Origin of the sequence: Erythrobacter longus (genome assembly GCF_000715015.1) — a bacterium.
Classification (GTDB): Bacteria; Pseudomonadota; Alphaproteobacteria; order Sphingomonadales; family Sphingomonadaceae; genus Erythrobacter; species Erythrobacter longus.
This window is the reverse complement of the sequence record NZ_JMIW01000001.1, coordinates 877,136-892,094: the sequence shown is the minus strand read 5'-3', so window position 1 is coordinate 892,094 and position 14,959 is coordinate 877,136. Positions and strand designations below refer to the sequence as shown.

Here is a 14,959-nt window from a genome sequence, read left to right as displayed (position 1 = left end):
TTTTCAAGCGGGGCGCGGCGCGTTAGCGTTGAGGCCATGGACAACATCACCCTTTGCCGCCGGTTTTTCACCGCTCTTGAAACAAACGATTTGGCCACGGCCAAGGATCTTTGCGCCGAGACATTTGCGGGCAGCCAGAACGGCGGGCCTGCGATGAACCTCGACACCTTGATGCAATTTACCGGCGCGGTTCACACGGTGGTGCCCGATTTCCGCTACGAGAATACAGTGTGCACCGCCACTGACAGCGGATTTGTCGAAGAGCACGATGTGTGCGGGACGCTGCCGGATGGGAGCACGTTCAAATTGGTGCTGTGCGTTGTGGCAGACGTCACGGATGGCAAGATCACGGCTTTGCGCGAATATGTCGATACCGGCGCTGCGGCTGGTCTGTTGAAGGCGCTGCGCCCCGGTTGATGGCGCCTGACCCTAGTCCGCGCTTTCGTCATTTCTGGCCCAGCCGGATTTGGCAGGCTCAAGACTATCCAGAAACGCCTCGGCACTGTCGAGATAGTCCTGTTTCTTGTCGTCGCCCATCCGGTCCCAGTTTGAATAAATCCGTCCGATCCGGTGATTGCTGGAAAGGCGGTCACGGTGGCGGTCCATGAAATGCCAATAGAGCGGGTTGAACGGGCACGCGCCTTCGCCGGTTTTCTTGCTCACGCTGTATGAGCACCCTTTGCAATAATCGGACATCTTGTTGATGTAATTGCCCGACGCCGCATAGGGTTTGGTCGCAAGGTTCCCGCCATCGGCGTAAAGGATCATGCCAGAGACATTGGGAAGCTCCACCCATTCATAGGCATCGGCATAAACGGCCAGATACCAGTCCTGCACATCCTTGGGATTGATGCCCGCAAGCAGGCAGAAATTACCGAGCACCATCAGCCGCTGAATATGGTGGGCGTGCGCGTTACTGTGGGTTGAACGGATGCAATCGGAAAGGCACCGCATATCGGTTTCGCCGGTCCAGAAAAACTCGGGCAATGGCCGGTTGGCATCCATTTCATTATCATCGGCAAGCCCCGGCATATGCAGCCAGTAAAACCCACGGATATATTCGCGCCAGCCGATGATCTGGCGGATGAAACCTTCAGCCGAATTGATCGGTGCGCGGCCCTCTTCATAAGCCTTCTCGGCGCGTTCACACAGTTTGAGCGGGTCGAGCAGACCGCAATTGATGCTGGTCGAAAGCATCGAGTGATAAAGGTCGTCGGACCCGTGAACCATGGCGTCCTGATAGGGGCCAAATTTCTCGATCCGTTCAGCGAAAAAGGCATCGGCGGCCTTTTCTGCTTCATCAGCGGTGACGGGCCATTCAAAACTGTCCAGATTGCCGAAATGGCTGCCAAAGCGGTCCTCGACCAATTCCATCACTTCGCGGGTGATGTCGTCGGGCTCAAACTTTGGAACGGGCGGCGGGTCCATCTGTTTATCGGGCGCCTCGCGATTGTCCTTGTCGTAATTCCAATCGCCGCCCTCGGGCTTGCCGTCATCGCGCATCAATATGCCGGTTTTCTTGCGCATCTCGCGGTAGAAATGCTCCATCGTCAGGTGCTTTCGCCCCTCGGCCCAATCGCGAAACTCCTGATGGGTGCAGAGGAAGCGGCTGTCAGGCAGGATTTCGACATCGCAGGCGAATTTGTCGGGCCATTCTTCGAGCTGCTGCTGAACGCGCCATTCGCTGGCTTCGACTATGCGGATTGCTTGCGGGTCATGACGCTCAATCGCGCGGGCGACTTCGCCTGTGAAGCTGCCTGCATTGTCTGCATCATCAAGTTTGACGTAATCCACCTGCCAGCCGGCATCGCGCAATTCAGCGGCAAAATGGCGCATCGCGGAGAAGATCAGCGTGATTTTCTGCTTGTGGTGACGCACGTAAGTTGCCTCGTCCCAGACCTCCATCATCAAGACGACGCTATCGTCCTTTGATGCGCCCATAAGCGAGGGCAAAGTGCGGGTGAGCTGATCACCAAGAACGGGAATAAGGGTGCGGCATGAAGTCATGTGCACGCTAACGCACCAATGGTGAATTGGTGCCAAGCAAATGTGCCGGGTTAGCGCGCTCCGGGCGCTTTGTTCAGGTCGCGCGCAACGGTTACGCCTTGGGGCGCAGGTTCATTGCCGAAATCCACGCTGGTAAAGCCGGGAGGGGGCGTAAATTCGAAATTTCTTGTGCGAAGGCCAACGAGTTTTGAACCCGAACAGCTGCGGCTTTGGCGAAGGTGACCGTCTGCGCGAAAGGCTTCCATGGCTTCTTCTCGCGTTTCGCGAAAATACATTTCTGGCGGTTCATGGCCAGCCGACGTCGTCAGCCAACGAAACGGGAGAGGGGCACGCTGTGCGACATACATCATCCACCACCCGGCAAGCTCATCGGCATGTGCGGGCCGGATTTCTGACGGGCCGGTGATCTTGATCGGTTCAACGCTCGACACCTTATAGCGATAGGTATCGCAGCCCGCAGGGCCCACCGCCTGATGGACGGATATCATCACATACCAGGTCTTTGGCCTATCGCTTTCCTGCTCTTCCCATGTCCATTCACCGCCCTCCTGGGTTGGGGAAGTTTGCGCAGCGACAGGCGCGCTGATCGCGGCCAAGGCTAGAGCGATTGGAAAGGCGGCAAGCTTAAACATCTATCCTCTCAAGACGGTCCTTTGTGAGCATTGAGGAATGCCTATGCCAAAAGAGGGTGAGGATAGGTTTAATGGATTGTCGAAATTCTTTGACGCTTTTCTGCGTGCTCACACGAAGCTGTAGGGGTCCACATCGACGCCCACGCGCACACCGGGGGGAAAGTCCTGCGCGCTTAGCCAATCGCGAAGGGTGCCTTGCAAATTGGCCGTGCGGCGCGCGTTGATGAGGAAGCGGTAGCGATAGCGGTTGCGCAGCAGCGCCATGGGCGCAGGGGCTGGCCCTAATATCATTACATCGTCCAATTGCGGTCGCGCATGGCCCAGCCGCGTGGCGACATCGCGCACCTCGCGTTCATCCTCGCTCGACAGGATGATCGCAGCCCATCTGCCAAAGGGCGGGGCACCCGCCTCGCGCCGCGCTTCTGTTTCGGCCTCGTAGAACCCGTCACGGTCACCATCGGCAAGGGCAGCGATAACGGTGGCTTCTGGATGGCGGGTCTGGATCAAGACTTCGCCCGGTTTTGCCCCGCGCCCCGCGCGCCCTGCGACCTGCGCTACCTGTTGATATGTGCGTTCGGCCGCACGCAAATCCCCGCCTTCAAGGCCAAGGTCTGCGTCAACCACTCCCACCAAAGTAAGCTCGGGAAAGTGGAAGCCCTTGGTCACAAGCTGCGTGCCCACGATCACGTCAATCGCGCGCGCTTCGGCCTTGGCGATAAACTGGGCTGCTCGTTCGGGCGATCCCAGTGTGTCGGATGTGGCAACTTCGACGCGGGCATCGGGGAAGAGTTCTGCGACCTCATCCGCGATGCGTTCAACGCCGGGACCACAAGCGACAAGGCAATCGGCTTCTCCGCATTCAGGGCAGCTTTCGGGCACTGGTCCCTCCAGCCCGCAATGGTGGCAGGAGAGGCGGCGGGACAAGCGGTGTTCGACCAGCCACGCGCTGCAATTGGGGCATTGAAACCGGTGCCCGCAATTCCGGCATAGCGTCAGCGGGGCATATCCCCGCCGGTTCAGAAACAGCAGCGATTGCTCGCCCGCCCCCAGCCGCGCTTCCAACCCTTCGACCAAAGGCTGCGCGAGCCAGCGGCCTGCACCCGGTTTATGAAGGGTCAGGTCTATCAGCTTGATTTGCGGCAATTGTGCCCCGCCAAACCGGCTGGGAAGCACCAGCTTGGTATAAGTCCCGCTGTTCGCCATGTGGAGGCTTTCCAATGCAGGGGTGGCGCTGGCGAGGACCACCGGGATTTCCTCAAACCGCGCCCGCATGACGGACACATCGCGCGCATTATACCGCACGCCGTCATCCTGCTTGAAACTGATCTCGTGCGCTTCATCAACGACGATCAGGCCAAGATTTGCATAGGGCAGGAACAATGCCGAACGCGCGCCGACGATCACCTGTGCGCTGCCCTCGCTGATCGCCCGCCATGCCCGCCTGCGCTCGGTTGATTTGAGGGAGGAGTGCCATTGGACAGGCGCTGCGCCAAAGCGTTGCTCAAACCGGGTGAGGAAGTTTTCCGTCAGCGCGATTTCAGGAAGCAGGACAAGCACTTGGCGGCCCATCCTCAGAGCCTGCGCCACGGGTTCGAAATAGGTTTCCGTCTTGCCTGAACCTGTCACCCCGTCGAGAAGGAATGGCTCAAACGCCCGTTTTTCAACGGCCTTCACCAGGGTCCCGGCAACGCGCATTTGATCGTCCGACAAGGTGGGCTGATGAAAATCCGGGTCCGCCGGGGAGTAGGGCCGGTCAATCGCGACGGTGACAGGTTCAATCACCCCCTGGTTTACAAGCCCGCGCAGGACCCCGGTGGAAACCCCTGAAATATCGGCCAATTCGCGCAAAATGCCTTGCTCGCCTTGAAGCAGGTCAATGGCCGCCTCGCGCTGCGGTGTCATGCGTTCGGGCAGGGCCCCTTCGACCAGCCGGTATTCGGTTGTTGTGGATGGCCCACCCAGCGCGCCTCCGCTCGACAACACCATGCGCGCAACGCTGGCCAAGGGTGCGCAGTAATAGTCGGCGGTCCATTCGATCAGGCGGCGCAAGGGAGCGGAAATCGGCGGCACAGGGACCACTTCGCGCAATGCCCGCAGCTTTGATGCATCCACCTCTGCGCCCGGCAATCGCCCTTCGTCCCAGACGACGCCCGTAACCGTGCGCGGGCCCAGCGGCGCGACCACCACGCTGCCAGCTTCCACAGCCATTCCTTGGGCCAGCTTGTAATCAAGCGGCCCGAGTGCTGCATTAAGGACGAGAAGGCGAACGCGGTTCATATCTGGTTAGAAATACGCAGGGCCTATAAGATATACCAGCCGTAGGAGAGGCAGATATGCACAAGTCACCCGCTAACCCATCGCCCGTTATCTCATCAGGGGGCCAATCGCTCGCACGCCGCCATGTGCTTGGGGGAGGGCTCGCTCTATCCGCGGCGCTCGCTTTGCCTGCCTGCGCCAGTGTCCCGGGCCTTAGCCTTACCGAAGCGGTGCGCCGGTTGCTTTTGGTGGCAAGCGACAATGCATTTGCGAGGCTAACCGCGCCCAATGGATTTTGGGATCAGGAAGTCGCAAAGCTTGGCCTTGGCGATGTGCTGGGATCGCGCGGCAATGTGCTCACCCGGTTGCTGACTTCGACGCTGGTAAAAGATCAGTTGGAGGACGCCTTTGCCGATTTGGCGGTTGAGGCATCGTTCACAGCTGCTCCCATCGTCACCGAAGCGGTTCGCACAATCGGATTCGCCAATGCGGTTGAACTTGTGCGCGGCGGGCCAAAGGCGGCTTCCAGTTTCCTGCGCGGTGAGCTTGGTGGGCGCTTGGTCGATCAAATGGTGCCAGAGCTTGGCGATGCGCTTCGTATTGTTTCAAACCCGGCAGTCGCTGAAATTCTGAGGAGCGTGAGCGGGACCGATTTCGCGGCAATCGCGCAAGGGTTTGCAGGCAATATCGATGATGCAATCTGGAATGAAATCGGCAATGAAGAAGCGCTCATCCGCTCAAACCCGCAAGCAACCAATGACCCGCTTTTGATCGGCGTGTTTGGTTTGGGGCGACCTCTGTAGGCGACAAGAATTCCAACAACCTAATCGCTCTGTCGGTTGCGAATCCTCACTGAAATAGGCAATCAGCGGCGCAAGAACCCATCGAAAGGCCAAATCCCATGAAATTCTTCGCCGACACAGCAGAAATCGAACCGATCAAAGAGCTTGCTGCGACGGGCCTTTTGGACGGGGTCACAACCAACCCGTCGTTGATCCACAAATCGGGCCGCGACTTTATGGAAGTGACCAAGGAAATCTGCGCAATCGTGGATGGTCCCGTCAGCGCAGAGGTCGTCGCGCTCGATCACGCGACCATGATGAAAGAGGCCGAAGTCTTGCGCAAAATCGCAGACAATGTTTGCATCAAAGTGCCGTTGACGGTCGATGGCCTCAAAACCTGCAAGGCGCTTTCCGATGATGGAACCATGGTCAATGTGACGCTGTGCTTTTCGGCCAATCAGGCGCTGCTTGCGGCGAAAGCGGGCGCAACATTCATCTCGCCATTTGTGGGCCGCCACGATGACAATGGCTTTGACGGGATGGACCTTATCGAAGACATCCGCCTGATCTATGACAATTACGGTTTCGAAACCGAAATCCTTGTCGCATCCGTGCGCCACGTCACCCACGTCCTTGAAAGCGCAAAGATCGGCGCGGACGTAATGACCGCGCCGCCCAAAGTGATCCTGGCGCTGTTCAACCATGTGCTGACCGACAAAGGCATCGAAGGCTTCCTCAAGGATTGGGAAGCAACAGGGCAGTCTATCGTTTGAATGGTATCGTTTGATGTTATTCGCCTTGCCGCGAGGCGTATCGAGTTGCTAACGGCAACCGGTAATGGCTGAAGAAACACCTCTCGATCAATTCAAGCAGGCTTTGACCGGAGCATCGCGTGCGATTGCGCGCGACCCTGAGGTTGAGGTTGCGTGGAGCGCGGATGTGCCCGGCGCGTCTGGCAACCGTTTTCGCGTGCCATTGCCGGGCCGCGATTTGCCAGCCGAGCAAGTGAGCGAAGCGCGCGGCTTTGCCGATAGCTTTGCGCTGAAACTGCGCCACCATGATGCGGGGCTTCATGCGGTGAACGCGCCGCCAGAGCCTGTGGCGCGCGCGTGCTATGACGCGATCGAACAGGTCCGCTGGGAAGCGCTTGGTGCGAACCGGTTTGAGGGGATCAAGGCAAACCTCGACGATGCGACCGAGATGCGGCTCAATTCCGATGGTATCACCCGCGCGCAAAACGCCTCCGAAGTGCCTTTGCAGACGGCCCTTGCGCTTATGGTTCGCGAAGAGCTGACGGGCGAAGCCATTCCCGACCGTGCGAAAACGGGGCTTAGTCTTGTGCGCGAAGCTATCGAGAAAGCGGTTGGAGGGGATATGTCCTCTCTCGCCGATAGCCTGGGCGATCAGGAAACATTCCAGAAGCTCGCGCTCGACATGCTGCGCGACCTCGACCTTACCCGCCCGACCGAGGATCAGGACCAGACCGACGAAGACGATTCTGATGAAGACGACGGTCAGGATGACGAGGACTCGGGCGACGAGCAGCAAGAGGGCGAGGCGGAACCCGATGCCGCCGATGTTGCTGGCGAAATGCAGGAGGGCGAGGCCGACGGCGACACCGAGGCCGAAATGCAGGGCGATGAGGATTTCGAGGAAGGCGAGCCGGGCGAAGACGGCGATGCCTCCAACGCGCCCACCCGTCCCAATCGCCCGCAAGCAGACATTCCCGAAGGGCTCGATTACAAGGCGTTTACCGAGCGTTTTGACGAAGAAATCGCCGCGCCTGAACTGTGCGATGCGGAAGAATTGGACCGCCTGCGCGCCTATCTCGACAGCCAGCTGACGGGTCTTCAAGGCGTAGTGACACGGCTGGCCAACCGCCTGCAACGCCGCCTTATGGCACAGCAGAACCGCAGCTGGGACTTTGATCAGGAAGAGGGCGTTCTGGACGCAGCGCGCCTGTCCCGCGTGATCGTGTCGCCCGGCACGGCGCTGTCATACAAGGTCGAGCGCGACATTGATTTCAAGGACACGATTGTGACCTTGCTGATCGACAATTCAGGCTCCATGCGCGGGCGACCGATCAGCATTGCCGCGATCAGCGCCGATATCCTTGCGCGCACTTTGGAGCGGTGCGGCGTTAAGACCGAAATCCTCGGCTTCACGACCAAGGCATGGAAAGGCGGGCAGAGCCGCGAGGCATGGCTTGCCGACGGGAAACCGCAAGGTCCCGGCCGCCTCAACGATTTGCGTCATATCATCTACAAACAGGCCGACGAACCATGGCGCCGCGCGCGCCGCAATCTGGGCCTGATGATGCGCGAAGGGCTGCTAAAAGAGAATATCGACGGCGAGGCGCTATTGTGGGCGCACAGCCGCCTTGTCTACCGCCCCGAAGAACGCCGCATTCTGATGGTGATTTCCGATGGCGCGCCGGTGGACGATTCGACCCTATCGGTGAACTCGGCGGGCTATCTCGAAGCGCACCTTCGCGGCGTGATCGACTGGATCGAGAACGTCTCGCCAGTGCAATTGGTCGCCATCGGTATCGGCCACGATGTTACCCGCTACTACCGCCGCGCGGTGACGATTATGGACGTCGAGCAATTGGGCGGCACGATCATGGAGCAGCTTGCGGAGTTGTTCGAGGACGAGAAGGGGCCGAAGCGCCGATGACTGAAACAGTGACACTTTGGAGGCCAACCGGCCCTGAAGAGCTTAAACTTGTCGAGGACTCTGGCTGGAAGGTGTGGCCTCCACGGCTTCCCGAACAACCGATCTTCTATCCGGTCACGACAGAAGAGTACGCGATCAAGATTGCAAGCGATTGGAATGTGAGGGCGAGTGGTTCGGGGTATGTAACGCGGTTCGAGGTTCGCAAGGACTATCTCGACAAATATGAGGTACAGCTTGCAGGCGGAAAAGAGCACGCTGAATACTGGATTCCCGCAGAAGAACTCGACGACTTCAATGATGCGATTGTGGGAAAAATCGAAGTCACGAGGAGCTATCCGGAATGACCGTAACCGAAGCCGTCACCAGCCGCCGCTAACCAACCTCACCGCGCGCAAAACAGCACATATTCGCCTTCCCAACAGGCGCGGTCCTGGGTGCTTCGGCGCACATTGAAGCGTTCATCGACGAAGCGGTCGCCGTAGATTTCCAGTACGCCGACCCCTTCCCCGGTCACATCAAGGCCAATTTGCGTGACGTTCTCGAAGTAAGCTCCGTTCAAGCTGGTGGTCATAAAATCCCCGCCAGAACCCGCGCGAAAGGCGCAGGCTCCGTCGTATTCGGCCACTGTATCGCTGAAATAGCAGGCGACCCTGCGACCGCCGGTTTGTCCGCTGCGCGGGGCAGCGGATACATCTGGGGGAGGAGCAGGCGCAGTGTCGGTATCGGTTCCGGTATCAGGCGGGGCCGCCGTCTCCGGCTCCGCGTTTGAGGATGGCTCTGGCGTTTCAGCGATGGCGAGCGCCGGCTGTGTGCTGCTTTCGCTACTATCCCCATCGCCGCCTGATGAGCCGAGCATAAAGGCCCCGACACCCACGATTGCCAAAGCCGCAATCCCGATCCCGGCGAAAAGTGGCCATTTCGATGCAGCAGGAGCCTCGGCCGCAGGTTGCGGAGGAGACGGGGGCGGCGATGAGGGTGGCAGGGAAGGTTTGGGCGCGGCTGTGACGCCAACAGCTGCACCGCCAACCTCACTTTCACGATCACCGCAAAGCTCGGTCAAGCTCGCCAAAACCTTGCGCCAGCCGGAATGATCATCCTCGCCCTGCCAATCGCCAATGTCGGCAAACTGGATTTGGTTGAACGGCAGCGGCGGGATAATATCGCCCAGCGCTGTCTGGATAAGCTTCTTCTGATTGCGGGCAACATCGGCCTCGGCGCGGACCCATTCGCTGGCCGCCGCTGTCTCAGACCACACAACGATCGCTGCCTTGGCAGAGCCGATCTTTTCGGTGATGACATCGCCATAGCTTTTGTGGGGCGGCAATTCTGCGTCCCACCACACGTCATATCCTGCCGCCTCGACCTTCCGGGCAAGGCGAGCCACGGCCTCCTGATCATGGCGCGAATAGGAAATGAAAACGTCTGGCACCGGTCCCCCCATGTGCGTGTTGGCCCCGATGATAGGCTTGGAAGCTCAGCCTATGCAAGCGTCTTGCTCTTGGCTGCGCGTGGCGCTAGCACCCGCTCCATGAAAGTATCAGAAGCCGTAACATCGCGCCGCTCCATCCGCCAATTCACCGATCAGCCCGTCGAGCTTGAGAAGCTTCGCCGCGTGCTCGACACTGCGCGTTGGTCGGCCTCGGGCTGCAACTTTCAACCCTGGGAAGCCGCTGTCGTTACGGGGGACTCGCTCAAAGAGCTTCAGGCCAAGATCGCGAAGAACGGTCCTCAAAAGCCCGAATATGACTGGACCGCACCCGAACAGGAAGACGCGTACAAATCGCGCCTCCACGCGGTGGGCGCTGGCATGTTTGGAGCCATGGGGATTGCGCGCGATGATGCAGAAGGTCGCGCCGCCGCTATGGCCCGCAACGCCAACAGCTTTGACGCGCCAGTTGTCATGTTCACTTACTTCCCGCGCTTTATGAAAGAGCCGCAATGGTCGGACACGGGGATGTGGCTGCAAACGGTGGCGCTGCTCCTTCGCGAAGAGGGATTGGACAGCTGCTATCAGGAATTCATGGCGCTTTACGCCAACACGATCCGCGATCACCTCGGCCTCGATCATGAGCGTTATATGCTCTTTTGCGGCATGGCGATTGGCTACCGCGACGCCGACGCGCCGCTCAACAATTTTGAGCGTGAACGTGTGCCACTCGATGAACACGTCAGCTTCCACGGCTTTGAGTGAACCCGTCACCCCAGCGAAAGCTGGGGTCTAGAGCGGCCAACACCGAGATTGCCGCCTGAGATACCAGCTTGCGCTGGTATGACGATAAAGGCAGAGTTGCCCACAATGACGCAGCTTAAACTCTTCAATTCGCTCACCCGCGAGATCGAACCCTTTGTCCCCGTCCACGAAGGTGAGGCGCGGGTCTACACCTGCGGGCCGACGGTTTATAACTACCCGCATATCGGCAATATGCGCGCCTATGTGTTCGCCGATATTCTGGGCCGCACGCTCAGCCACCAGGGGTTGAAGCTTACCCATATCATCAACATCACGGACGTGGGCCACCTCACCGATGATGCGGATGAGGGCGAGGACAAGATGGAGAAGATGGCTGCGGAAAAAGCGCAGAGCATCTGGGACATCGCAAAGCACTACACCGAGGCCTATTGGGAAGACGTCAAGGCGCTGAATATCCGTCAGCCCGCCAAATGGTCGATTGCGACGGACTACATCGAAGAGATGCTGGAGTTTGCCACAAGCATTGCCGACAAGCACTGCTACGAGCTGGACAGCGGCCTCTATTTCGACGTGTCCACCATCGAGGATTACGGGCGACTGGCGCGCGCTGTGACCGAGGATGGTGAGGGCCGGATCGACACGGTTGAGGGCAAGCGCAATGCGGCGGACTTCGCGATATGGCGCAAGACACCGGAGGGCGAAACCCGCCAGATGGAATGGGATAGCCCATGGGGCAAAGGCGCGCCCGGCTGGCACCTTGAATGCTCTGTCATGGGTGAGAAGCTGCTTGGTTTTCCCTTTGATATTCACACCGGCGGGATTGATCACCGCGAAATCCACCACCCCAACGAAATCGCCCAGAACCAGGCGTTCTGCGGCTGCGGCGGGCTGTCCGATGCGCGCAATTCAGGCGCAAAAATCTGGATGCACAACAACTTTCTGGTCGAGCGCTCTGGCAAGATGTCGAAGTCGTCTGGCGAATTCCTGCGGCTGCAATTGCTGCTCGACAAGGGCTACCATCCTCTCGCCTACCGCATGATGTGTTTGCAGGCGCATTATCGTTCCGAGTTGGAGTTCTCTTGGGAAGGGCTGGAGGCAGCGCTTACGCGATTGAAGCGTATGGTGATGGCGGCAGAGCGTTTGAAAGACGCGACAAGCCAGCCAATGGCCGAGCATCCAAAATTCGCCGCGCCGCTCGCCAAGTTCGAGGAAGCGATTGCCGATGATCTGGGTACGCCCATCGCGTTGACCGCATTGGAGGACGCTCTGGCGGTCAAGAAGGTTGCGCCCGAAATCAAGCGCGCTGTGATCGAGCATATGGACGCTGTCCTTGGCCTCAACCTGTTTGAGCTCACCCGCGAAGCCTTGCGCATTCGGTCCAAGTCGGCGCAAATCACCGAAAGCGAAATCGAAGAGGCCTTGGCCGCCCGCAAGGCTGCTCGCGCAGAGAAAGATTTTGCCGCCTCCGATGCAATCCGCGACGAATTGGCGGCCAAAGGCGTTGACGTGATGGACGGTGACCCGCTGGGCTGGGATTGGAAACTATGACGACATTGGCAATATCCGGGCTAATCCGCCCGCTGCTCGAACCGCAACTTCAAGCCAAGTATTCCGGCGACCTCGATGTCCGCTGGTTCATGACCCACGAGGAAGCCCTCGAAGCGGTCAAAGGCGCGGAAATTGGCTGGTTCGATATGAACGAGAAAGAGGCCATGGCAGCGGCCTTGCACGCGGCGACCGACCTCAAATGGCTCAATTCCATTTACGCCGGGCTCGATTTTCTGCCGATGGACGTGCTGATCGAACGCGGAATTACGGTCACCAACGGTGTCGGCATCAACGCCATCACCATCGCTGAATACACCATCATGGGGATGCTCAATATCGCCAAGGGTTACCGCCAAGTCATGCGTGCGCAGGAACGCCGCGAGTGGTTGATGGACAGCCCCGGAAAGCGCGAACTTGCTGGTTCAAAGGCGTTGCTTTTGGGCTATGGCGCGATTGGCAAGCTGATCAAACCGCGGCTTGAGGCGTTCGATGTCGATGTGACCGTCGTGCGGCGTTCTGGCGGGGAAGGCGTGCTCACACCGGACCAATGGCGCGGGCAACTCGGCGAATTTGACTGGGTGATCCTCGCCGTCCCCTCAACCCCAGAAACCGAGAATATGATCGGCGCAGACGAATTGGCCGCGATGAAGCGCGAATGCGTACTTGTGAACATTGCGCGCGGTGAAGTGGTGGATCAGCCTGCTTTGATCGAGGCGCTCAAGTCCCGCTCTATCGAAGGCGCGTTTCTTGATGTGACCACGCCCGAACCGCTTCCATCGGATCACGAATTGTGGACCCTCGACAATGCCCATATCTCCATGCACCTATCGGGCCGCGCGCAAAACATGATGTTTATCCGCAGCGCTCAGCGGTTCCTTGAAAACCTCGCCAAGTATCAGCGCGGTGAACCGCTCTCTCCGATTTTTGACCCCAAACTGGGCTATTGAGCCCCTTTCGCGGTCCAAGTCCGATGCAAAATGTGCATTGTGCACTTGGATTCTGATGAATTCCTGCAATACATGGGGCTGAGCGCGGCCCGAGAGGGTCGCCAGAAGCGAACCTGCGGGGGGCATGGTTCCAAGGTGTAGTCTGCAGATTGCGGATAACCTTTCTCTCCAGGGGCGCATTGTTTTTGCGTGCGAACAGGGCTTGCCTCATGCGCACCAACCCGGGGGGAAATTGCGAATATGACCGATACCAAAAAAGCGTCCGACGTTTTTATCGACTGCCTGGAGGCTGAAGGGTGTGAATACATCTTTGGTGTGCCGGGTGAGGAGAATCTGGACTTTCTCGATTCGCTTGGCCGGTCGGATAAGATCAAGTTGATCCTGACGCGCCACGAACAAGGCGCAGGATTTATGGCTGCAACCTATGGTCGCCATACAGGCAAAACGGGCGTGTGCGTTGCAACGCTCGGGCCGGGTGCCACTAACTTTGTGACCTCTGCCGCATACGCTCAGCTTGGCGGGATGCCGGTTCTGATGATCACCGGTCAAAAGCCGATCAAAAAGTCGAAGCAAGGCCGCTTCCAGATTGTTGATATCGTCTCGCTGATGGAGCCGGTGACGAAGTATTCGATCCAGATTGCAGCGGGCGACAACATCCCCAGCCGCGTTCGCGAAGCCTATCGTTTGGCCGAAGAGGAAAAGCCCGGCGCGACCCTGATCGAATTGCCCGAAGATATCGCCGAAGAGCCCACCACCGATTACAAGCCGCTTCCCAAAAGCGTCGCGCGCCGTCCTTCTGCTGAACCCAAGGCTGTGCGAGCAGCGGTTCAAGCGATTGAAAAAGCGAAAAACCCGATCCTTGTGATCGGGGCAGGGGCCAACCGCAAGACGGCGGGCCGGATGCTTGAACAATTGGTTGAAAAGACGGGCATTCCCTTCCTCACCACGCAAATGGGCAAGGGCGTTATCGATGAACGCCACCCCAAATTCCTTGGCTGTGCAGCGCTGTCGGCGGGCGATTTCGTCCACCGCGCAGTGGAAGCGGCAGACTGCATTATCAATGTCGGCCACGACGTGATCGAAAAACCGCCGTTCTTCATGCAGGACAACGGTGTGACGGTCATTCACGTCTCAACCAACACCGCAGAAGTGGACCCCGTTTACTTCCCGCAGATCGAGGTCATCGGCGATATCGGCAATGCAATCTGGCAGATGAAAGAAGACATCTCGCCCAATCGCAGTTGGGATTTTGAGCATATGCTCGCCTATCATCAGGCTGAGCTTGACCACACGAACGCGCTGGCAGCGGACACCCGCTTCCCGATTTTTCCGCCGCATCTGGTCAAACAAGTGCGCGACGCTGTGCCGCATGATGGCATCATTTGCCTTGATAACGGCGTTTATAAAATCTGGTTTGCGCGCGGGTTTACCGCTTATCTGCCTAACACTGTTCTGCTCGACAATGCGCTTGCGACCATGGGCGCTGGCCTGCCATCTGCGATGATGAGCGCGATGCTTTACCCTGACCGCCACGTCATGGCGATCTGCGGCGATGGCGGGTTTATGATGAACTCTCAGGAGATGGAGACCGCGGTTCGCCTTGGCCTCAATCTTACCGTTCTGATCCTTCGCGATGATGCCTATGGCATGATCCGCTGGAAGCAGGCGAATATGGGCTTCAATGACTTTGGTCTGACCTATGGCAACCCGGATTTCGTCCAATATGCAGAGAGTTACGGCGCGAAAGGGCACCGGGTGGAAAGCTCCGAGCACCTCACCGAACTGCTCGCCCATTGCCGTGATACGCCAGGTGTTCACTTGATCGATTGCCCGGTAGATTACACCGAGAACGACCAGATCCTGAACATCGACATCAAGGAACTGAGCGCGAAGCTCTGATCGTTTCCGGCAAAAAAGGAC

At 58.7% G+C, this 14,959-nt stretch carries 13 protein-coding genes; 9 read left to right on the top strand and 4 right to left on the bottom strand.

Translation table 11 applies throughout. From position 1 onward, the window contains the following. Positions 1 to 36: 36 nt before the first annotated feature. Positions 37 to 417 carry a nuclear transport factor 2 family protein gene (locus EH31_RS04375; protein ID WP_034958299.1) on the top strand — a complete coding sequence of 127 codons (381 nt, stop codon included), beginning with the start codon at positions 37 to 39 and terminating at the stop codon, positions 415 to 417. Positions 418 to 429: 12 nt separating this feature from the next. Here EH31_RS04375 and EH31_RS04370 read toward each other — a convergent pair whose 3' ends face one another. From EH31_RS04370 to EH31_RS04360, 3 genes are all read right to left on the bottom strand, one after another. Then, on the bottom strand, positions 430 to 2,007 hold the full coding sequence (locus EH31_RS04370; RefSeq protein ID WP_034958298.1) for a cryptochrome/photolyase family protein: 1,578 nt from the start codon (positions 2,005 to 2,007) through the stop codon (positions 430 to 432). Between the two features lie 50 nt (positions 2,008 to 2,057). Continuing rightward, positions 2,058 to 2,639 (bottom strand): hypothetical protein, encoded by a 582-nt coding sequence (locus tag EH31_RS04365; RefSeq protein ID WP_034958297.1) that lies wholly within the window; start codon positions 2,637 to 2,639, stop codon positions 2,058 to 2,060. 108 nt (positions 2,640 to 2,747) lie between these two features. Further along, positions 2,748 to 4,916, bottom strand: coding sequence for a primosomal protein N' (locus tag EH31_RS04360; protein WP_034958295.1), 2,169 nt, complete (start codon positions 4,914 to 4,916; stop codon positions 2,748 to 2,750). A gap of 56 nt (positions 4,917 to 4,972) precedes the next feature. On the opposite strand from EH31_RS04360, the gene EH31_RS04355 reads away from it, so the two are divergent. The 4 genes from EH31_RS04355 (at position 4,973) to EH31_RS04340 (ending at position 8,697) form a co-directional block, all read left to right on the top strand. Further along, entirely contained in the window at positions 4,973 to 5,698 is a 726-nt protein-coding gene (locus EH31_RS04355; RefSeq protein ID WP_051698925.1) for a DUF4197 domain-containing protein, read from the top strand. 98 nt (positions 5,699 to 5,796) lie between these two features. Then, positions 5,797 to 6,450 carry a fructose-6-phosphate aldolase gene (gene fsa, locus EH31_RS04350; protein WP_034958294.1) on the top strand — a complete coding sequence of 218 codons (654 nt, stop codon included), beginning with the start codon at positions 5,797 to 5,799 and terminating at the stop codon, positions 6,448 to 6,450. A gap of 64 nt (positions 6,451 to 6,514) precedes the next feature. Beyond that, positions 6,515 to 8,353, top strand: a complete 1,839-nt coding sequence (gene cobT / locus EH31_RS04345; protein WP_034958293.1) for a cobaltochelatase subunit CobT — start codon at positions 6,515 to 6,517, stop codon at positions 8,351 to 8,353. Continuing rightward, the gene (locus EH31_RS04340) at positions 8,350 to 8,697 is read left to right on the top strand and encodes a hypothetical protein (protein WP_034958292.1); all 348 of its coding nucleotides are present in this window, start codon (positions 8,350 to 8,352) and stop codon (positions 8,695 to 8,697) included. The genes cobT and EH31_RS04340 overlap by 4 nt, the downstream gene beginning before the upstream one ends. 38 nt (positions 8,698 to 8,735) lie before the next feature. Here EH31_RS04340 and EH31_RS04335 read toward each other — a convergent pair whose 3' ends face one another. Beyond that, positions 8,736 to 9,782, bottom strand: coding sequence for a toll/interleukin-1 receptor domain-containing protein (locus tag EH31_RS04335; RefSeq protein ID WP_161782121.1), 1,047 nt, complete (start codon positions 9,780 to 9,782; stop codon positions 8,736 to 8,738). A gap of 99 nt (positions 9,783 to 9,881) precedes the next feature. Here EH31_RS04335 and EH31_RS04330 point away from each other — a divergent pair, with 99 nt between their 5' ends. From EH31_RS04330 to EH31_RS04315, 4 genes are all read left to right on the top strand, one after another. Further along, positions 9,882 to 10,544 carry a nitroreductase gene (locus EH31_RS04330; RefSeq protein WP_034958981.1) on the top strand — a complete coding sequence of 221 codons (663 nt, stop codon included), beginning with the start codon at positions 9,882 to 9,884 and terminating at the stop codon, positions 10,542 to 10,544. Positions 10,545 to 10,649: 105 nt separating this feature from the next. After that, the gene (gene cysS / locus EH31_RS04325; RefSeq protein ID WP_034958979.1) at positions 10,650 to 12,092 is read left to right on the top strand and encodes a cysteine--tRNA ligase; all 1,443 of its coding nucleotides are present in this window, start codon (positions 10,650 to 10,652) and stop codon (positions 12,090 to 12,092) included. After that, a complete protein-coding gene (locus EH31_RS04320; RefSeq protein ID WP_034958289.1) occupies positions 12,089 to 13,039 on the top strand; it encodes a D-2-hydroxyacid dehydrogenase in 951 nt (316 codons plus the stop codon). The genes cysS and EH31_RS04320 overlap by 4 nt, the downstream gene beginning before the upstream one ends. Before the next feature lie 240 nt (positions 13,040 to 13,279). Then, positions 13,280 to 14,938: an acetolactate synthase large subunit gene (locus EH31_RS04315; RefSeq protein WP_034958288.1), complete on the top strand. Its 1,659-nt coding sequence runs from the start codon at positions 13,280 to 13,282 to the stop codon at positions 14,936 to 14,938. Positions 14,939 to 14,959 lie beyond the last annotated feature (21 nt).